The organism is Vibrio sp. 10N.222.52.B7, assembly GCF_041474275.1.
Classification (GTDB): domain Bacteria; phylum Pseudomonadota; class Gammaproteobacteria; order Enterobacterales; family Vibrionaceae; genus Vibrio; species Vibrio crassostreae_C.
In genome coordinates this window covers 15,907-36,723 of sequence record NZ_JBFRTU010000021.1, presented here as the reverse complement: position 1 = coordinate 36,723, position 20,817 = coordinate 15,907, and the positions used below count along the sequence as shown (strand labels likewise).

Below are 20,817 nucleotides of genomic sequence, written 5' to 3'. Positions count from 1 at the left end.
TTTACTACGATTGGTATATTAATGTGCCGACTAAATCAGCACATTATTCAAACGTTTGGACGTATTATTAACCTAAACGGTAGTTAGGTGCTTCTTTCGTGATTTGAACATCGTGTACGTGAGATTCTTTCATGCCCGCACCAGAGATACGAACAAACTCAGCTTTAGTACGCATGTCTTCAACAGTTGCAGAACCCGTTAGGCCCATGCTTGAGCGTAGACCGCCCATCTGTTGGTGAACGATCTCTTTTAGACGACCTTTGTATGCGATACGACCTTCAATACCTTCTGGAACAAGCTTGTCTGCAGCGTTGTCAGATTGGAAGTAACGGTCAGAAGAACCTTGAGACATAGCGCCAAGAGAACCCATACCACGGTAAGACTTGTAAGAACGACCGTTATAAAGGATAACTTCACCCGGTGCTTCTTCAGTACCCGCGAACATTGAACCAACCATCACACAAGATGCGCCAGCAACGATAGCTTTACAGATATCGCCAGAGAAGCGAATGCCGCCATCTGCGATTACTGGAATACCGTATTCGTTAGCCACTTCAGCTGCGTCTGCGATTGCTGTTACTTGCGGAACACCAACACCAGTAACGATACGAGTCGTACAGATTGAACCCGGGCCGATACCTACTTTAACCGCACTAACACCCGCTTCGATAAGAGCACGAGCGCCAGCGCCAGTTGCTACGTTACCACCGATGATTTGTAGATCAGGGTATGCAGCACGCGTATCACGGATACGGTTAAGTACGCCTTCAGAGTGACCGTGTGAAGAGTCGATAAGTAGAACGTCTACGCCAGCTTCAACTAGAGCAGCAACGCGCTCTTCGTTACCAGCACCAGCACCAACAGCTGCACCTACACGTAGGCTGCCGCGCTCATCTTTACAAGCGTTTGGTTTACGTTCTGCTTTATGGAAATCTTTTGCAGTGATCATTCCCGTTAGTTGGAAGTCATCATTTACAACAAGAACTTTTTCAACGCGCGCTTCGTGCATTTTCTCTTGAACTTCTTCACGAGTTGCACCTTCTTTAACAGAAGCAAGGCGAGCTTTAGGCGTCATTACTACATCAACTTTCTTAGAAAGGTCAGTCACAAAGCGAACGTCACGGCCAGTAATAATACCAACAAGTTCGTTTGTTTCAGTAACAACAGGGAAACCGGCAAAGCCGTGTTTTTGAGTAAGGGCTACAACATCAGCGATTGTCGCGTCAGGGTTTACAGTAACAGGGTGAGAAACCACACCTGCTTCGTAAATTTTAACCTGGCGAACCATTTCAGCTTGCTGTTCAATAGACATGTTCTTATGAATGAAGCCTATTCCGCCTTCTTGTGCCAGTGCAATCGCTAGGCGAGCTTCTGTCACAGTATCCATCGATGCAGAGATCATTGGGATGTTTAGGGAAATATTCTTCGTCAGCTGAGTGCGAAGATCAGCTGTATTAGGGAGAACGGTGGAGTGTGCTGGCACTAGCAGTACGTCGTCGAATGTCAGCGCTTCTTTGGCAATTCTTAGCATTTGCAATATCTCACAATAATAGGAGTAAAAAGAAACAATCCAATCTCATCGTTTCGCCTAATGAGGGCAGCCAATTAAGGAAAATCAAACTGCATTTGGATTAGATATTGCGGACGGATTATACGGCCAACGAAATCGCTTGGCTACACATTTTTGTATTTTTAATTTGCATTTACCCCCTTGCTATGTATTATATTGCCGCTATCTTCCATACTCACGCCCTGTGAGATTCCAAGAAAGACCTTCCTTCAAGGAAAGATAGTGCTTCTATGACTAATCCAAACATCTTTACTGTTTCTCGCCTCAACTCTGAGGTTCGTCTCCTATTAGAAAACGAAATGGGAATAGTCTGGCTCGTTGGTGAAATCTCAAATTTCTCTGCACCTGTCTCTGGTCACTGGTACCTCACGCTTAAAGACTCTCGCGCTCAAGTTAAGTGCGCTATGTTTCGTGGCAATAATCGCCGTGTGACTTTTAAGCCTCAGAACGGTAATCAAGTTTTAGTCAAAGCACGTCTGTCTCTTTATGAGCCACGCGGTGACTATCAGCTGATTATCGAAAGCATGCAGCCAGAGGGTGACGGTAAACTTCAGCAAGAATTTGAAAAGCTGAAGATGAACCTTGCCGCAGAAGGACTGTTTGCTCAATCAAGTAAGCAAGCTCTTCCTGAACACCCAAAACGTGTTGGCGTTATCACATCTAAAACCGGTGCAGCGCTGTTTGATATTCTTGATGTACTAAAAAGGCGCGATCCTTCGCTACCGGTTGTGGTTTACCCGACCATGGTTCAAGGCGAAGAGGCGGCGATTCAGATTGCCCAAGCGATTGGACGCGCTAACGAACGCAATGAATGTGATGTGTTAATCGTCGGCCGTGGTGGCGGCTCACTGGAAGACCTATGGTGCTTCAATAACGAGATCGTAGCTCGCACAATCGCAGCAAGCCAAATCCCGATTATCAGCGCCGTTGGCCACGAAGTGGATGTCACTATCGCTGATTTCGTTGCCGATATGCGTGCCCCAACGCCATCAGCTGCCGCAGAATTGGTTAGCCGTGATAACAGTCATAAAGAACAAGCTTTCGCGTCTAAACGTGCTCGCTTAGTGAGTGCGATTCGTCATGTGCTAATCAAACAAGCGCAATCAACTCAAACGTTGAAATACCGCTTAGAGAAGCAACACCCTAGCTACCAACTTCAAAAGCAGAGTCAGCAGCTTGATGACCTAGATATGCGTTTGCGTCGTGGTATGACTCAATACCTAAAACAACATGCACAGCGTGTTGAACGTAAACAGCACCAACTTCAGTTGAACTCACCAGTGAAACGCCTTGGCGAACAGAAACTGCATCTGCAACGTTCAGAGCAAAAGCTATTGGATGCAATGGACAAGACATTACTAACCACTCGCCACCAGCTCGCTATGGCTGCAGAGAAGTTAGAGACCGTTAGTCCACTGGCAACCCTAAAGCGTGGCTACAGCATTACTCATTCAGAATCGAGCAAGACGGTATCATCGATTAACGATGTCGAAGTCGGTGAAGTGATCACCACTCAAGTTGAAGACGGTGTGATTGAGTCGCAAGTGACCACAAGAGTGACTAAGAGCGAGCTTTAAGTTCGACCTAACGTTTCAAACCAGAAAGCCCTATCGATAATCGACAGGGCTTTTTAGTATCTAACGCTTTCAAAAAACTAACCTATTCCAACCCTACTCAGTAGTAGAAGGCTCCTTCATGGTTAGCATCCCTTCAGTCACAATAAAGTTGATGATGAAATCTAAACCTTGGCTCTCTTTGAGGTTGGTGAACACGTATGGCTTAGTTGGTCGCATGCGTTGAGTGTCTTGCTCCATCACTTCAAGTGACGCACCCACATATGGTGCTAAATCGATCTTGTTGATGACTAACAGATCGGATCGTGTAATACCCGGACCACCTTTACGTGGGATCTTCTCCCCTTCCGCTACATCAATCACGTAGATGGTAAGATCGGCTAATTCAGGGCTGAACGTCGCACTCAAGTTATCACCGCCACTTTCGACGAATACCACATCGAGGTTCTTATGCAGCTTGGCAAGCTCTTCTACCGCAGCTAAGTTCATCGACGCATCTTCACGGATCGCCGTGTGCGGACAGCCACCCGTTTCAACACCAATAATACGATCTGGTTCTAGAGCCTCTGCTCGCGTAAGTATCTTGGCATCTTCTTGAGTGTAGATGTCGTTGGTTACCACTGCGATATTGAGCTTGTCGCGAATCGCTTTACAAAGCACTTCTAATAGCGCTGTTTTACCAGACCCTACCGGGCCGCCAATACCAATTCGAAGTGGTTGCTTATAACTTTCCATTGTCTACTTCCTTATATTCTTTTTGCTACATCGTTCGCGCTAACCGCTACGAACGAAATAGTCGTGTGTATTGTGTTTCGTGCAATGAACTCGCTAATGCCATCGAAGGCGAAAAGCTGCCTATCATCCAATCTTCTATCGTGCGGGCCTTTTCGATCACCTCAGGAAAGGTGTTGGTGATATTAATCAATGCCAACTGACCATCGGTTTGACCTAAAGGCACTAACTTGACCCCTGCGGTAACGATGTTTTCAAGCCAACTCCATAAATAACCCTGCTTGAGGCTCTCTAAATCAATACCCCAATGCTGAGCCGCCATACACATGCCCAACAATTGGTTTGGGTGACTATCAACAGAGTCCACCAGTGAAATATCGATATCTAAGCGCTTCAACAAAGTATTCAATGCTTGCCCACGCTGTTTCTCTTCCGCTCGCAATTCACTGGTTTCACGGCTTGAGTACAGGTAATTACACCAGTGCTCAATCTCATCGAGTTCACCCTTTTCTAGAGCGTGGTAAAGACGCTCTAATATAGGCAATTCCAAGGTCGCGACACTGGAGTTGACGATGGTGTTGAGCCACTGTTCCATGCTGTTGCGATCGGTCACCCACCCCGCTTCAACCGCTAACTCTAAGCCTTGCGAATAAGTGAACCCACCAATCGGCAACGATGGACTGATCAATTGAAACAGACGATAGACGGCTACATTTTCTGTTGTGGTCATAATCGTGCCCTCAGTCTTCCAGAATCAAATAAGTTCGAGAGCCTACGCGCCTAACAGCAATAGTGCGCTTGCTGAAGCCACGCCGACTGACAACCATTTAGAGTAAACCGCGCGACCAACAAAAGTACCGATAACCATCAGAGCCAAAGCACTGATACTCATGCCTGTTGCGAACTGAGTCAGGTTGCTCGCGGCTTCAACGCCGTGTGCGTAACCATGGAAAAACAACATAGCAATTGAAGCAACTAATACGCTGTTTACACGCTTGGTTGATGGTGAGAATACATGCCATAAACATAAGCTGACGACAAACAGAGAAGCGATAATGGCAGGCTCAACAATCACAGAGAAACCTAGGGCTTGGCCTGCGATAAGCCCTACCACTAAAGACACCAATCCACCGCCAATCAGAGATGCTTTTGTCTTGGTGGAAAATGACAGTGCGCCAATTAATAAACCGAAAGCGATCAGCATGATCAGATGATCCATGCCAGTCACAGGGTGAGTTAAGCCAGACATAAACGAGTGAGACTCATGAACTGAATGCGCCCCATGTCCTGGGTGAGCGAAAGCCATCGTTGATGTTGTTAGAGAAGCTATTGTGAAAGTACATAAGCCAGCAGCTGTTTTAAAGTTCATCGCGAGTTCCTTGCTTTATAGTTATTAATATTTGTTGTTATATAAATCGTTTAGTGAGTCATCAATGACTCGATTAATGATGGTGATGATGTCCACCTGAGCGACCGCCATAAGCGCCACCTTCAGGTTCAAAGGGTTGTTTTTCGGTCGTCACTATCGCGCCCAAACCTTCCACCATTTCATCCAAAACATGGTCGTGTTGATAGCGAACCCACCCAGCTTCCACTTGCAGCGGAACATGACGATTGCCAAGGTGGTAAGCCACTCGTGTTAACAGGAGCATGTCTTCACAGTAAACAGTCGAAACGGTTTCTGGTGCCGCTTTCACTTCCACTACCAAGCCACATTCACTCGACAGTTGTTCGCCACCACGCAAGATATGACCTCGCGGTAGAAACAGGCCGGCATTACGTCCGTCATCTAACATCACCTTAAGACGGCTTTTGATTCGGCTATCGATCGGCAGGCTTAAGTAGCCATCCGGTGCATTTTGCATTTGAGTATTCAGTTGAGTCAGTTCAATCATTGCTATTACCTCAATCTCCTTGTGAGATTTATAACGTTCAAAATAAGAGCCCTCAATTAAGAGCTAAAACAAGAGCCTTCTGCCGAGCTATTAGAATAAAAAATATCTCTGAGCCATTGGCAGCTCTTCTGCAGGCTCACATGTCAGCAGTTCCCCATCGGCGCGTACTTGATACGTCTGAGAATCCACCTCAATTTTCGGCATCCAATCATTGAGCTTCATGTCGGCTTTACTGATATTTCGGCAGTTGCTCACTACACCAATCAAACTCTGCAAACCCAATTGCTTATCGATGTTCTGCGCTTTGGCTTCTTTAGAGACAAACAACATCGATGTGTTCTGACACGCCTTGCCATAGCTACCAAACATAGAGCGATAGTGAACAGGTTGAGGGGTTGGGATAGAAGCGTTTGGATCGCCCATTGGTGCCATGGCAATCATGCCACCTTTCAAAATCACGCTGGGCTTCACACCAAAAAAAGCGGGCTTCCACAACACTAGATCAGCTAACTTCCCTGCTTCGATAGAACCGATTTCATGAGACATGCCATGCGTGATAGCAGGGTTGATGGTGTACTTAGCGACATAACGTCTTAAACGAAAGTTATCGCTGTAATCAGAATCTTCTTTTAGGCTGCCACGCTGAACTTTCATCTTGTGCGCGGTTTGCCAAGTTCGAGTTATTACTTCACCCACTCGCCCCATAGCTTGTGAATCCGAAGCGATCATCGAGAACGCGCCTAAGTCATGAAGAATGTCTTCTGCGGCAATGGTTTCACGGCGAATACGCGATTCGGCGAACGCGACATCTTCAGCAATCGATGGTGAAAGGTGATGACACACCATCAACATATCCAAATGCTCATCGACGGTATTGATAGTGTAAGGACGTGTCGGGTTAGTTGAGGAAGGCAGAACGTTCGGTTCACCTGCTGCGCGAATAATATCGGGAGCATGACCACCGCCTGCACCTTCGGTGTGATAGGTATGAATCACGCGATCACCGATTGCACCAAGTGTCGATTCAACAAAACCCGATTCGTTCAATGTGTCTGTGTGAATCGCAACTTGTACGTCCATCTCGTCAGCAACACTCAAGCAAGTATCGATTGAGGCAGGGGTTGTTCCCCAGTCTTCGTGCAACTTCAAACCCACAGCACCCGCTGCCACTTGTTCACGCAATGCTTCCGGTTGGCTCGCATTGCCCTTACCTAACAAACCAAAGTTCATTGGGAATTGGTCGAGTGATTCCAACATACGGTGCATGTTCCATGGACCCGGTGTACATGTCGTCGCGTTAGTCCCTGTGTTTGGCCCCGTACCACCGCCTATCATGGTCGTAACACCAGATGCTAAGGCTTCTTCAATCTGTTGCGGGCAGATAAAGTGAATATGTGAGTCGATACCACCCGCGGTGAGAATCGAGCCTTCACCTGCCAAAATTTCCGTGCCCGGGCCAATTACTATATCGACGCCCGGCTGAACGTCTGGGTTACCTGCTTTGCCTAAAGCTTGAACTCGGCCGTCTTTGATGGCGACATCGGCTTTTACGATGCCCCAATAATCCAACACAATCGCATTGGTGATCACCAAGTCAGGTGTTTCGGCGCTTGGACGTTGGCTTTGTCCCTGTCCATCACGGATCACTTTACCGCCGCCAAACTTCACTTCATCACCGTATACGGTGTAATCCTTTTCAACTTCTAGCCATAAATCGGTGTCAGCAAGACGCACTCGGTCACCGACTGTAGGCCCAAACATTTCGGCATAAGCCTGTTTGGATATCGTCGCCATGATCAATCCTTTGTTGTTTTAATTCTTTCTATGGGAGCGCTTAGAGCTTACCCATCACCTTTCCTTGGAAGCCATAAATCTCTAACTTACCGGCATAACGCACTAACTCGACGCTACGTGACTGACCCGGTTCAAAACGGGTAGCTGTGCCTGCTGGGATATTGAGTCGAAAGCCTTTAGTAGCTTCTCGGTCAAAGATCAGCGAAGGGTTTGCTTCATAGAAGTGGTAATGAGAGCCGATTTGCACGGGACGGTCGCCTATATTTTGAACCTTTACGGACGTCGTGTCTCGGCCTTCGTTTAGAGTGATATCACCGGGAGCGGTTTCTACTTTTCCGGGCACTAAGCCTGAATATTGTTTGGTGGATCCAGCCATATTTCTTCTCCCTACACGATAGGTTCATGAACGGTCACCAACTTGGTGCCATCGGGAAAAGTCGCTTCGACTTGTACATCTGGGATCATGGAAGGGATCCCCTCCATAACGTCATCGACGGTAAGCAGTGTGCGTCCAAAATCCATCAATTCCGAAACGGTTTTCCCCTCACGGGCACCTTCAAGAATGGCACTGCTGATCAGAGCAATAGATTCTGGGTAGTTGAGTTTTAAGCCTTTCTGTTTACGCTGCTGTGCCAGCATTCCTGCGCAGAAGATAAGTAGCTTATCTTTTTCTCTTGGTGTTAATTCCATTTAGCTGCCCGCTGTTAGTGTTGTTTTCTTATTGCTCAGAAACGCATGAGCAGTAAGTGGGATTCAATCACAGCAAGCTTGAAAAAATGTACCGAGGGCCGGAAGTCGCCCTCGGTACAAATAGGGCTAATCGCTAAGTCGCCCAAATCCTTGGTAAATCAGGAGTCGTACCACATAAATGAGAGCGAGTTGCTTGCCATATCTGACCAAAGGCCTGGAGGATGTCTTCACTCCAATAACCCAAGGCTCGCACCACAATCAATCCTTCTATCTGTGTAGCACCCAATATTAATGTGGGTTCACTCGACGTTTTTGATGTGACTGATTGCTGTGAAGCTTGCTGTGTAATAGATAAGAGCAAGCTCTGTACCAACTCTAAATCTTGCTTCTCATTTGAGGTGAGATAAAAGGTACCCATCATTGAAAAATCAAGTAACCCCATATTTATCATTAACTTATCGCCACCGTGAAAATTAAAACCTTCAGTCAGAAGCCTTTGATTATCAAGGTAGATTTCCGTCTTCCCAACCAGGTGGCCACGCTCAAATCCCTCATTCTGTGCAGGCCGCCCAAAACAGTGCATCTCCCAACCCCAAAACTGTGCACCCTTTTCAAGGCGAATTTCAGTGTCTAAACGAACGTGTGCATTCGGGAAAAAGATGTTCTCTTGCGGCATCCATTCTAAGCGTGCATCTTTCTTCACTCGTAGGGTCTGCTTCTGCTTGGCGTACTTGTTGTTTGAGCGGTAAAACTTGGTCGCACCGGGTGTGGTAATCAACGCGTGAGCACCGTGCTCAAGATTCACGTTAATATTGAGAGTGTCACCACCTACCACTCCGCCGGGGGGATGGAGTAAGTAGGTGTGACACGTTTCCCCATCAGGATACAGGGGGCGTTGCACCGCAAGCGGACCAGACTGCTGACGATTCTTTAATACGGTTTTATCACCTCGATCGACAAAGGTGAGGTTTAAACTCGCTTGCCAACCATCACGAATATCTTGTTCGATGGTCTCATTCAAAGATAAAGCTTCTACTAAAGAAGCCTTGCTTACTTCATTCGGAGAAAAGAGAGAATTCATACGGTTAGGTACTCCTTTATCAAGGACTCATCGAGCCCTGTCATTTCACCTTCTGCCACTTGGCGTCCACGGTCGATAATGCAAAAACGGTCACCGACCTTTCTTGCAAACGGCAGCTTCTGTTCAACCAACAGAACCGTGAGCCCCATTTTCTCGTTGAGCATGCGAATGATGTCGCCAATCTCTTGCACAATATTGGGTTGAATACCCTCCGTCGGCTCATCCAAGATCAATAGCTTTGGATTAACCACCAGCGCACGCCCAATCGCTAGCTGTTGCTGCTGGCCACCCGATAAATCACCACCGCGACGATGTAGCATCTCTTTTAACACTGGGAAAATATCGAAGATGAATTCAGGGATCTTGCGGTCACCCTTTTTACGAATCGGTAAACCGACCTCTAGATTTTCTTGAACAGTGAGCATTGGGAAGATCTGGCGACCTTGCGGTACATAGCCGATCCCTTGGCGTGGACGGTCCTCGGCATCGGTTTTCAAAAGTGACTCACCCGATAAGGAGATGTCACCGCTTTCAACCTTCACCAACCCCATAATGCATTGCAGTAAGGTGGTTTTACCGACACCATTTCGCCCCATTAGCACCGTGCATTTACCTTCTGGGATCTGCATATCCAAATCCCACAGCGTGTGGCTCTCACCGTAATATTGATTAACTGATTTAACCTCTAACATCCTATTCTCCGAGATAAACTTGTTTAACTTCAGGGTGAGCCTGCACTTGATCCATGGTGCCTTCTGCCAACACGTGACCTTGATGAAGCACGGTGACGTGGCTAGCAATCGAACGAACGAAATCCATATCGTGTTCAACTACAACCACCGAGTGCTTACCTGCTAGCGAGTTAAGAAGTTCAGAGGTGCGGTCCATTTCTTGGTGAGTCATACCTGCCACGGGTTCATCCACCAGCAACAGCTTAGGGTTTTGCATCAATAGCATGCCGATCTCTAACCACTGCTTTTGTCCGTGAGACAGGTTACCTGCCAAATTCGCCGCTTCGTCTTTTAAATGAATCAGCTCAAGTACCGAGGTCAATTTGTCTTTCTGTTCACCAGACATCACAGCGGTGAACGTCGCCCACACTGAGCGGTCACCGGCCATGGCTAATTCAAGGTTCTGCCACACAGTTAAACACTCAATCACGGTCGGTTTTTGGAATTTACGCCCAACGCCTGCATTGGCGATTTCGGCTTCGTTCATCTTCAATAAGTTGATGTTCGAACCCAACCACACCTCGCCGGTGTCTGGCTTAGTTTTACCTGTGATAATGTCCATCATGGTGGTTTTACCTGCGCCATTAGGACCGATGATACAGCGTAGCTCTCCCTCTTTGATGTAAAGGTTGAGGTCGTTTATCGCTTGGAAACCATCGAAGCTTTTGTTGACGCCTTCGACATACAACAGCACATTATGTCGAGTATCGATGGCAGGATGAATATCGGGTTTGAGGTAATCAAAGACTTCGTCTCGACGAGTGAACGCCTGAACCGATTCCTTTACGCTATTAAATGTGGTCATGCGATCACCTCCTTGGCCTTGTGCTGATCATCCTTATCTTTATCTTGGTTTTTCCCATTTGATGCCTTGCGCAGCTGCTGCCACTTTTCACTGACAAAGCCAATCACACCTTGTGGGAAGTACATGGTTGAGAGTACGAATAGTCCACCCAGAGCAAACAGCCACACCTCCGGGAACTCAACCGTAAACCAACTCTTGGCGTAGTTGATGATCAATGCACCGACAATGGCACCAAACAGAGTGGCACGACCGCCTAAGGCTACCCAAACCACAATCTCAATCGAGTTAAGAGGAGCAAATTCTCCCGGATTGATAATACCCACTTGAGGGACATATAAAGCCCCGGCAATACCGGCGATAACCGCAGAAAGAACGAAGACCCACAGCTTGATGCCATCGACGTCATAGCCCATAAAGCGAGTGCGTGATTCCGTATCACGAATCGCTAATGCCACACGACCTAATCGACTGGTCACCACCATGCGACAAGCTATGTAGCTGAGAATAAGCGCAATACCAGTCGCGACAAACAGACCTATCTTGACCGCATCACTCTGCAAACTCAGACCGATGATGTCTTTGAAATCCGTCAGTCCGTTGTTGCCACCAAAGCCCATTTCGTTGCGGAAAAATGCCAGCATCAATGCGTAAGTTAATGCCTGAGTCATGATAGAAAGATACACCCCGGACACACGAGAGCGGAAAGCTAAATAACCGAACAAGTAAGCCAATGCGCCCGGCACTAGCACCACCATCAGGCAAGCAAACCAGAACTGGTCAAAGCCCTGCCAGAACCACGGCAACGCAGACCAATCAAGGAACACCATGAAATCTGGTAAGACTGGATCACCATAAACCCCACGGTCACCAATCTGACGCATCAAGTACATGCCCATCGCATAACCACCAAGCGCAAAGAAAGCACCGTGGCCAAGGCTCAAGATTCCGAGATAGCCCCACACCAGATCGAGCGCCAACGCCAACATTGCGTAGCTCAGATATTTGCCCATCAGCGAGATAGTAAAAGTCTCTACATGGAGCGGGTGCCCACCTGGTAACATGGTGTTAGCCAGTGGGATAAGAATAACGGCCGCTAGAATGGCAAGGATGGTCAGTTGGCCACCTTTGTCACCACGCATTGCCGAAAGTACAAATGATTTTGACTGCATGATGTTGTCCTTAACCTTCAGCCGCACGACCACGTTGCGGGAAGAGTCCGCGTGGGCGTTTTTGAATAAATAGAATGATGAAAACCAGTACCAGAATCTTGGCGAGAACCGCACCAGCCCATGGTTCTAAAATTTTATTGAACAGACCAAGGCTTAAGCCTGCGACTAGCGTGCCCCATAGGTTGCCAACACCGCCGAATACCACCACCATGAATGAGTCGATGATGTACGCCTGTCCCATATTAGGGCCAACGTTGGTCAGTTGAGACAGTGCCACGCCTGCAACACCCGCAACGCCAGAGCCTAAACCGAAGGTCATCGCATCAACTCGCTCTGAACGAATACCCATCGCACGAGCCATGCCACGGTTTTGAGAAACCGCACGAACCTGCAAACCTAGTGGTGTCTTTTTCAGAACCATTAATAAGCCCATAAACACCAAACCACAGAAGAGAATGATGTAAAGGCGGTTGTAGGTCAGGGACAACATTGGGTTTAATTGAAGTGCTCCAGACATCCATTCAGGCGTGCTCACTGAGCGGTTCAAAGGAGAGAAAATAGAACGAACAGCCTGCTGCAAGATTAAGCTAATACCAAAGGTCGCGAGTAAGGTTTCCAATGGGCGACCATAAAGATGACGAATCACACTTCGCTCAATCGCAATGCCCACTAAGCCAGAAACAATGAATGCCGCTGGAATGGAAAGTATCAGCGCTAGGCCAATATGATTCGGCATCAACAACTGCAATACGTAGGTGGTGTAAGCGCCAATCATGATCAGCTCGCCATGAGCCATGTTGATAACGCCCATCACACCAAAGGTAATCGCTAAGCCAATGCCTGCCAGTACCAATACCGAGCCTAAACTCAAACCGAAGAATACTGTTTCTACACCCGAATAGAGTGCTTGGCTTTGTTGATAGCTATCCATCGCACGTTCTGCTGCAGCGGTAATGCTTGGATCTTGCTCACTGTTCAGTAGTTGGTTCAGTGTTTTCAGAACGACCGAGTGTTTGAAGTCGCCAACTCGTTCAATTGAAGCCACACGATCTTCAATGGTGGCACTGTTATTAAGAGAAGTGGCAATCGCTAACGACAAATCCATTAGCTCAGCTACTTTGCCATCTGATTCATTGGCTCTGAGTTCAGTTAGTCGTTCGATAATGTCAGCGTCTTTGGTTCCTAACAAATCCAAAACCGCCTTATAACGCACATCAGGGTTGCCGCTGTTCAGTCCAATCGAGGCTATTTCCCCGCGTAATATCCCGCGAAGTTTGTTATTCACACGAACCTTTTTAAACTGTCTCGCATTCTCGATATTAAGCGTTGAATCATCCCATACTGACTGAGCTGACGTCGCTGTTTTGATACTTTGAATGAGGTAGAGCTGTTTGTACTGCTCGCTCTGTTTCTCATTGAAGTAGTAAAGGTTTCCGTTTAACCAGCCATCTAAAATAGCTTTCGACACATCTTCCGTTTGCGTCTCAATCACCCAATCGATAGCTAATTCTTTATCCGATGTTTTCTTACCAACTAGCGCCTTGGTAAAGCTAGCTTCATCCGTTATTCCAGCAAAAGCCAACTGAGCACTGACTGCCATGAGCAACAGCGCTTTAAATACGTTTAATACGTTTTTCATCCCTGCTTCCTTAACCAACCAAGTTAGATATTGTTATTTTTACTTGGAGGATGTGTGGATAGTGGTTGTTACCTGAAACGATGAGCCTTCCGTTCGCTTCGCCCGTTAAACAGACGCGTTCTTCCCAAACCGGAAGGCTCAATATTCCTGAATTGACGATCTAGTTACCGCCAGAACACTTCTTCGTTTCGACGTTAAACGCACCACATGAGAATGGCTTCGACCAGCTAGAGAACAGTTTTGCCGATTCAGGTAAGTAACTCGACCAAGCATCACCCGCCACTAGTCCAGTGGTTTCCCAAACGATATCGAATTGACCATCGCCTTGGATTTCACCGATCAGGACTGGTTTAGTAATGTGGTGGTTTGGCAGCATGGTAGAGTAGCCACCAGATAGGTTTGGAACAGACACACCAATCAATGCATCTTGCACCGCTTCAGCATCGGTTGTGCCCGCATTAGTGACCGCTTGAGCCCACATATTGAAGCCAACATAGTGCGCTTCCATTGGGTCATTGGTGACACGCTTTTCACTCTTGATGAACGACTGCCACGTTTCAACGAACTCTTCATTAGCTTCAGTATCAACACTCATGAAGTAGTTCCATGCCGCTAGATGACCAACCAATGGTTCTGTGTCCATGCCTGACAGTTCTTCTTCACCAACAGAGAATGCAATAACTGGGATGTCTTCAGATGAAATGCCTTGAGCGCCTAGCTCTTTATAGAAAGGTACGTTCGCATCGCCGTTTACAGTAGAAACCACAGCGGTTTTCTTGCCAGCTTCACCGAACTTTTTGATGTCTGAAACGATAGATTGCCAATCAGAGTGACCAAATGGCGTGTAGTTGATCATGATGTCTTCTTCTGCGACACCTTTATCTTTTAGGTAGGCTTCTAAAATCTTATTGGTTGTACGTGGATAAACGTAATCGGTACCTGCAAGTACCCAGCGCTCGACTTCAAGCTCTTCCATCAAGTAATCCACTGCTGGGATCGCTTGTTGGTTTGGCGCGGCACCGGTGTAGAAAACGTTTTTAGAAGACTCTTCACCTTCATACTGTACTGGGTAGAAAAGGATGCTGTTGAGTTCTTCAAAGACAGGTAGCATGGATTTACGTGATACCGACGTCCAACCACCGAACACCACATCCACTTTCTCTTTTTCGATAAGCTCACGCGCTTTCTCAGCAAATAGCGGCCAGTTTGACGCAGGGTCAACCACGACAGGCTCTAGCTTCTTACCAAGCAAACCACCCTTTTTGTTCTGCTCTTCGATGAGCATTAGCACGGTATCTTTTAGCGTTGTCTCACTGATCGCCATGGTGCCAGAGAGTGAGTGTAGAACACCGACCTTGATGGTCTCATCAGCAGCAAACACTGTTGCAGAAGAAAATGAAAGTGTTGTACACAGTGCAGTTAGCGATAAATTGAACACCTTGTTCATGATATTACTCCATAATTGTATTTTTGTTATTCAATTACAGAGTTACAAGAAGAGTGCCAAACTTATAAACCAACGAAATTATTTATAAGTAATTGTATTAATAGAATTTAAAAGAAACTCACACCAATAGAGTGCATAGCAATCATGTAACTATGTTTCATACTGGTGCAGTGACGGTGGGAATGAACCAAGATGACACATTCCTGTTCTTCAGATACAAAAAAGACCCAACACTTTAGTATTGAGTCTCTGGTATAACATCACCGATGGTCGTTCAAACCATGTAGTTTAAGGCTATTCCGCAGGTTGAAATTCGAATTTTACTCTCGACTTTGATTTCAACTCGTTGCAATCACCGTTGCAAAAATAGCTCGCCGCACCACAGGCTTGAAGCTTCTCAAGTTGGCTGCTGCACTCAGGGCAAAACCCAACTTTAGTAAAGTGAGCCTGACAACTTTCACAATGATACTTGCCATCCCAAGCTAGCTCAGACTGGCACTTAGGGCAGATATTTTCACTCATTAGCATTTCCTAATTCACTACTATTTTTACAATCTACTACCGCTGAGACTTCGCTTGCTTGATTTGGTACATGTTCTTATTAGCTTGTGCGATCAACTGGTCTAATCCTTGAGGATCTTTCTCACAAGACAACCCAACACTCACTGAGAACTGCACATCATTGATATAAAGCGCTTGTTGCAGTGCTTTCTCTAAGCTGTGGTAGAAGCTAACAACGCTTTCTTGATCATCAAAGCAAGAGAACACCACAAACTCATCGCCACCATAACGGCCTATCTTGGCACATGCTGTGGTTGCCTCATCAAGAACTTCGGCAACCGCCAACAGCACATCGTCACCGAAACTGTGGCCATAGGTATCATTTATCGATTTGAACTTATCGACATCAACAAACAAACACGCCATCACCTTTTCAGAAAAGCATCGCTTGGCCAACACTTTCTCCGCTTCATTAAACAATGCGCGACGATTCAAGCAATGGGTTAAAGAATCTCGATTAGCGAAAAAGTTTAGCTGCTTCTCCAGCTCAAACTTCTCTAGTGCTACCGAATACAGGGAAGCCAGTAGCTCTAAGATCTCGAGCTCAAATTCATGTGGTTCAGAGATGTACTGACTATAAATAGCGAAGGTACCCAACACATTACCGCGTGACGAGATAATGGGGACCGACCAACAGGCATGCAAATTCGCTTGATTGGTGAGGGCCAGAAAAGGTGCCCAGTTTGGGTGTGCATTTATGTTGGAGATCATCACTGCTTTCTTAAGCGCAGCTGCCTCGCCACAAGAGCCTATCCCCGCACCAATTCCTACCCCTTCAATCTGTTGATTGTAAAAATCAGGCAGGTTTGGGGCATATTCAAGGTGTAACATTTTAGACTCTGAGTTGAGCAGTAGAATTGAAGCCATGCGCTGCCCAAAAAGCTGCTCGGTAAGCTGAATAATCTTGTGATTTAAATCTTTGCGATCCATCCCAAGCGCAAGCTTCCGTAGCAAGCTATTGACGGCTCGATGACCTTCTAATAAAAATTGTTGTTCCATTCACTAAGGCTTTCAATTGTGTAATCGGGTACAACTTGTTCTTATGCAAGCTTGTTATTGGTTAATAATAACACACTAAATTAGTACGACACACAATCGAAGATCATAGGTTGATCTTTCGCTTTATCTATTTTGATCAGCGATCTACCCCAAAAAGAATATTTATATCACCACACACCGAAAGCATAAGTTACATGTGCTGCATTTCAATTTTAAACAGTCATTTATATTAAAAGTTACATGCAAAAACAAAACAAACAGCACAAGCTATTTCGATCTGTAGTCTAGATCATCGAATTACATGCGTCAGCATTTCAATATGCTGGTCATCTAACTGGGTTAACTTAACGGACAATGCCTTAAGCTCTGAGGTGTTCTCAATGTGAGTACCACCACACGGAATAGACACTAAAGTGTCGGCATCCAACTGCCATTCCCAATAACGAGAGTCTGTTAATGCTTCGCCTTCCAGTCGCATTGCGACTGGCGTCGGCTCTGCAAGCCAGCCCGCAATCATCTGGTTGATATCAGCTTCGATGTCATCAAGATTTGCTAGCATGTCTGCAACGTTCAAACCGCGCTTCTTGAGGGTTTTGCCTAAACGATACTTATCGGAACACAGCTCTGGAGTCACAAAGCTCGTCACTTGTGCGTAGCTATTGAAGTCGTAACTGCCAAGCGGATCTTTTCTATCCGCATCTTTACGCCAGTAGCGCTCAGCCAATACTTTATTCAAAGCTAGGAAAGCGATGTGGCCAGCACTGTGACCACGGCTCAAACTGGCTTGGTACTCTTTATCAACCGACAACACGACTTCGTCGTTAACCTTAATCATAGAAGCAGATGTAGGTAGCTGGTGGACAACAACAAACGCCCACCCTTCCGTATCACGCTTAACAGGGATATCTGCTGCGATATGAAGCTTGCCAGTAGATTGTTCTATAGCACCAACAAGGCAGTCTTCAACTGGATATAGCACGTCACCAACACTCACAAAGCCTTGGTCTGCAGGGTGATCTGGCCAAATGTGACTCACTGGGTGGAAAGGTGTCACGTCGGTGATCAGGTAAGTTTTGCTGTCATCGCTTTCAACGTACTGCGCTTTAGCATTGAGCTGCCAAGCCTGATGACAAAATTGAGTGATGGTTGGTGTGATTGCTGACACAGGTGTAATCAAATCGCTAGTAGTCATATCGTTCTTCTTCTGGAATCTAGTCTGATTCGTTGAGCCATGATGATAAAAACGTATTGTTATGGCTTAACGTGAATTTTGCTTAAAAAAATACCCGAGACAGGCTCGGGTATCAAATCTATTGGAAAGGTTTACTTACGACCTTTAACCATGCTCATCATACGTTTACGTTTACGTTCTTGAGAAATTGTCAGCTTGTTAGTCTTAGCTTCAAATGGGTTCTCGCTGTTCTGGAATTGAATGCGAATAGGTGTACCCATGATTTCTAGTGAACGACGGTAGTAGTTCATCAAGAATCGTTTGTATGAATCTGGCAAGTTACGAACTTGGTTGCCGTGGATAACGATAATCGGTGGGTTGTAGCCACCAGCGTGCGCGTATTTCAGTTTCACACGACGGCCACGAACCATAGGCGGTTGGTGATCATCAGTCGCCATCTTCATGATACGAGTTAGCACAGAAGTACCAACACGAGTAGTCGCTGACTTGTAAGCTTCTTGTACAGACTCAAACAAGTGACCAACACCTGTACCGTGAAGTGCAGAGATAAAGTGAATACGTGCGAAATCAACGAAGCCTAAGCGACGGTCTAGCTCTTTCTTAACGCGTTCTTTAACGTCGTTATCTAGGCCATCCCACTTGTTTACGGCAATAACAATTGAACGACCAGCGTTCAACGCAAAGCCTAGCAAGCTTAGATCTTGATCAGAGATGTTTTCGCGAGCATCGATAAGCAGCAATACAACGTTAGCATCTTCAATCGCTTTCAGTGTTTTAACCACTGAGAACTTCTCTACCGTTTCGTTGATGTTTTTACGACGACGAACACCCGCAGTATCGATTAGAACGTATTCACGCTCGTCACGCTGCATTGGGATGTAGATAGAGTCACGAGTCGTACCTGGCATATCGTAAACAACCACACGCTCTTCACCAAGAATACGGTTCGTTAGCGTTGATTTACCTACGTTAGGACGGCCAATGATCGCTAGTTTGATCGGTTGATCTTGAAGACGCTTGAATTCTGCTTCAGCTTCTTCTTCTGTAAATTCAACCTGCTCTTCTTCTTCGTCTTCAAACTCAGTTAAGTCGCTTACTTCGCCATTCTCAGCTTTTAGCGCTTCTGCGAATGGGTTAAGAGCAAGGTCAATAAGTGCAGTAACACCACGACCATGCGCCGCAGCGATTTGGTACATGTCTTCTACACCTAGTTGCCAGAAGTCAGCACTTGCAGCATCAGGGTCGATACCATCAACCTTGTTTACTACTAGCATTGAAGGCTTTTCTAGTTGACGTAGGTGCTTAGCAATCGCCACGTCTGAAGGTGTTAGACCCGCACGGCCATCTACCATAAATAGAACGACATCAGCTTCATCAATCGCCGCTAGCGACTGTTCAGCCATTTTAGTTTCAACACCTTCTTCAGTACCGTCGATACCGCCAGTGTCAATAACAATAAAGTCATGCTCGCTAAAATGAGCATGACCGTATTTACGGTCACGCGTTAAGCCAGGGAAATCCGCAACCAATGCATCACGAGTTCGAGTCAATCGGTTAAATAACGTAGATTTACCTACGTTCGGACGCCCTACTAGAGCAACAACAGGTACCATAACAACCTCTACAATTTCTTCTCTAAATGTAGTTATAGGTAAGCACTTGTTCGCAAGTTTAAACTCTTACCTATAACCACACGGTTTATTAATTTTTAACAACAAAACGGCTCCTGGCTGTTACCAACCAGGAGCCGACTGTGAATTATATCACGCTTTTATTGGCTAATCGTTAGTTTCTTTACATCGCCATTGCGAGTCGTCACTAAGTAGCCTTCAGGCAGTTCAATTGGTGCAACCGCAAAGCCGCTATCATCGACAAGCTGTTGAGCAACAAACTCACCCGATGAACGATCCAACCAGTGCAGATAACCTTCAGTATCACCCACGACTACATAACCATTAATAATAGCAGGTGCTGTCAGTAAGCGGTTTTCTAACAATGGAGTGCTCCACAGTTCAGTACCACTACGCGCATCAACCGCAACCACATGGTCTTTGTCGGTAACAACGAACAAACGGCTACCATCACTTGCTAAATCAATCGCTGATGAGTAGTTACGTTTCCAAATTGGCTTACCAGAACGAAGGTCGATAGCAATCAGCTGACCATTGATACCTACGGTATACAGGGTGCCACCAAGAACAATTGGAGATGCATCAACATCAACCAAACGATCAATTTCCGTTGCACCTTTTGGTGTGCCTACTGGCTGTTGCCAAATAAGCTGACCACGATCAACGATAGCCGCAGCTAGACGACCATTTGCTGTACCCCAGAATACACCACCAGAAACTGCAACAGGCGAGCTATCGCCACGCAGTGTTAGGCTTGGTACTTCCGTACTGATGGTCCATTTTTGTTCACCGCTTGCTTGATCTAACGCGATCAACATACCGCGACTGGTATGAACAATGACCATGTTGCTATCAGTTGCTGGGGATGCAAGCACCTCGCCATTGACTGATACACGCCACAGCTCTTCACCGGTCGATTCTTCCAGTGCGATCACTTCGCCATTTTCAGAACCAACAAAAACTTTACCGTAAGCCGCCGTTAAGCCACCCGATAAACGAGCCAATACGTCTTTCTCAAGATCGACTTTCCACAGCGCTTTACCTGTATCAGGATCAAGCGCTTTAACCATACCTTCACGGCTTGCAACAAACACTTTGTCGTAAGCCAATTCTGGCGTTAGTTTTGAAAAGTAGTGACCAACACCATCACCAACCGACGTAGACCATTCCTGACTAGGAGTGAACTCGCTGTTTACCGTTGGGACTGGAGCCATGATTACGGTGTCTTCTTCACCCGCACAGCCAGCTAGTAGGCCAAGAGCAATCGCACACAACGCCGCTTTTGGAAACATCTTCTTCATTCAAAG

The 20,817-nt window shown here is 46.4% G+C and carries 20 protein-coding genes; 1 reads left to right on the top strand and 19 read right to left on the bottom strand.

Annotated elements, in window-relative coordinates; genetic code table 11:
* Positions 1 to 67: 67 nt before the first annotated feature.
* Positions 68 to 1,531 (bottom strand): IMP dehydrogenase, encoded by a 1,464-nt coding sequence (gene guaB, locus AB4512_RS08125; RefSeq protein ID WP_004735127.1) that lies wholly within the window; start codon positions 1,529 to 1,531, stop codon positions 68 to 70.
* Positions 1,532 to 1,800: 269 nt separating this feature from the next.
* Here guaB and xseA point away from each other — a divergent pair, with 269 nt between their 5' ends.
* Positions 1,801 to 3,147: an exodeoxyribonuclease VII large subunit gene (gene xseA / locus AB4512_RS08120; protein ID WP_065584650.1), complete on the top strand. Its 1,347-nt coding sequence runs from the start codon at positions 1,801 to 1,803 to the stop codon at positions 3,145 to 3,147.
* Positions 3,148 to 3,240: 93 nt separating this feature from the next.
* On the opposite strand, the gene ureG is transcribed toward xseA, so the two are convergent.
* From ureG to bamB, 18 genes are all read right to left on the bottom strand, one after another.
* Positions 3,241 to 3,879 carry an urease accessory protein UreG gene (gene ureG / locus AB4512_RS08115; protein WP_017062498.1) on the bottom strand — a complete coding sequence of 213 codons (639 nt, stop codon included), beginning with the start codon at positions 3,877 to 3,879 and terminating at the stop codon, positions 3,241 to 3,243.
* Between the two features lie 46 nt (positions 3,880 to 3,925).
* On the bottom strand, positions 3,926 to 4,606 hold the full coding sequence (locus AB4512_RS08110; RefSeq protein WP_372174737.1) for an urease accessory protein UreF: 681 nt from the start codon (positions 4,604 to 4,606) through the stop codon (positions 3,926 to 3,928).
* 42 nt (positions 4,607 to 4,648) lie between these two features.
* The gene (locus AB4512_RS08105; RefSeq protein ID WP_372128860.1) at positions 4,649 to 5,245 is read right to left on the bottom strand and encodes a HupE/UreJ family protein; all 597 of its coding nucleotides are present in this window, start codon (positions 5,243 to 5,245) and stop codon (positions 4,649 to 4,651) included.
* A gap of 73 nt (positions 5,246 to 5,318) precedes the next feature.
* Positions 5,319 to 5,771 (bottom strand): urease accessory protein UreE, encoded by a 453-nt coding sequence (gene ureE / locus AB4512_RS08100; protein WP_171732545.1) that lies wholly within the window; start codon positions 5,769 to 5,771, stop codon positions 5,319 to 5,321.
* A gap of 90 nt (positions 5,772 to 5,861) precedes the next feature.
* Positions 5,862 to 7,565, bottom strand: coding sequence for an urease subunit alpha (gene ureC / locus AB4512_RS08095; protein WP_102320706.1), 1,704 nt, complete (start codon positions 7,563 to 7,565; stop codon positions 5,862 to 5,864).
* A gap of 40 nt (positions 7,566 to 7,605) precedes the next feature.
* Positions 7,606 to 7,941, bottom strand: a complete 336-nt coding sequence (locus AB4512_RS08090; RefSeq protein WP_017069302.1) for an urease subunit beta — start codon at positions 7,939 to 7,941, stop codon at positions 7,606 to 7,608.
* Between the two features lie 11 nt (positions 7,942 to 7,952).
* Positions 7,953 to 8,255 (bottom strand): urease subunit gamma, encoded by a 303-nt coding sequence (ureA, locus tag AB4512_RS08085; RefSeq protein ID WP_004735119.1) that lies wholly within the window; start codon positions 8,253 to 8,255, stop codon positions 7,953 to 7,955.
* Between the two features lie 133 nt (positions 8,256 to 8,388).
* Positions 8,389 to 9,336 (bottom strand): urease accessory protein UreD, encoded by a 948-nt coding sequence (locus tag AB4512_RS08080; protein ID WP_372174735.1) that lies wholly within the window; start codon positions 9,334 to 9,336, stop codon positions 8,389 to 8,391.
* Positions 9,333 to 10,028, bottom strand: a complete 696-nt coding sequence (gene urtE, locus AB4512_RS08075) for an urea ABC transporter ATP-binding subunit UrtE (protein ID WP_017062505.1) — start codon at positions 10,026 to 10,028, stop codon at positions 9,333 to 9,335. Before urtE ends, AB4512_RS08080 begins: the two co-directional genes overlap by 4 nt.
* Before the next feature lies 1 nt (position 10,029).
* Positions 10,030 to 10,872, bottom strand: coding sequence for an urea ABC transporter ATP-binding protein UrtD (gene urtD / locus AB4512_RS08070; RefSeq protein ID WP_017062506.1), 843 nt, complete (start codon positions 10,870 to 10,872; stop codon positions 10,030 to 10,032).
* Positions 10,869 to 12,041, bottom strand: a complete 1,173-nt coding sequence (gene urtC / locus AB4512_RS08065; protein ID WP_372174733.1) for an urea ABC transporter permease subunit UrtC — start codon at positions 12,039 to 12,041, stop codon at positions 10,869 to 10,871. The genes urtD and urtC overlap by 4 nt, the downstream gene beginning before the upstream one ends.
* Before the next feature lie 10 nt (positions 12,042 to 12,051).
* Positions 12,052 to 13,680, bottom strand: coding sequence for an urea ABC transporter permease subunit UrtB (gene urtB / locus AB4512_RS08060; protein WP_372055855.1), 1,629 nt, complete (start codon positions 13,678 to 13,680; stop codon positions 12,052 to 12,054).
* Positions 13,681 to 13,840: 160 nt separating this feature from the next.
* The gene (gene urtA, locus AB4512_RS08055) at positions 13,841 to 15,127 is read right to left on the bottom strand and encodes an urea ABC transporter substrate-binding protein (RefSeq protein WP_372174732.1); all 1,287 of its coding nucleotides are present in this window, start codon (positions 15,125 to 15,127) and stop codon (positions 13,841 to 13,843) included.
* A gap of 294 nt (positions 15,128 to 15,421) precedes the next feature.
* On the bottom strand, positions 15,422 to 15,649 hold the full coding sequence (locus tag AB4512_RS08050) for a zinc ribbon domain-containing protein (RefSeq protein ID WP_017056199.1): 228 nt from the start codon (positions 15,647 to 15,649) through the stop codon (positions 15,422 to 15,424).
* 36 nt (positions 15,650 to 15,685) lie between these two features.
* Positions 15,686 to 16,687: a sensor domain-containing diguanylate cyclase gene (locus AB4512_RS08045; RefSeq protein WP_372174730.1), complete on the bottom strand. Its 1,002-nt coding sequence runs from the start codon at positions 16,685 to 16,687 to the stop codon at positions 15,686 to 15,688.
* 289 nt (positions 16,688 to 16,976) lie between these two features.
* On the bottom strand, positions 16,977 to 17,879 hold the full coding sequence (locus tag AB4512_RS08040; RefSeq protein ID WP_017062510.1) for a metal-dependent hydrolase: 903 nt from the start codon (positions 17,877 to 17,879) through the stop codon (positions 16,977 to 16,979).
* A 131-nt stretch (positions 17,880 to 18,010) separates the two neighbouring features.
* Positions 18,011 to 19,492, bottom strand: a complete 1,482-nt coding sequence (gene der / locus AB4512_RS08035) for a ribosome biogenesis GTPase Der (RefSeq protein ID WP_017062511.1) — start codon at positions 19,490 to 19,492, stop codon at positions 18,011 to 18,013.
* Between the two features lie 158 nt (positions 19,493 to 19,650).
* A complete protein-coding gene (bamB, locus tag AB4512_RS08030; RefSeq protein WP_017062512.1) occupies positions 19,651 to 20,811 on the bottom strand; it encodes an outer membrane protein assembly factor BamB in 1,161 nt (386 codons plus the stop codon).
* Positions 20,812 to 20,817: the final 6 nt, after the last annotated feature.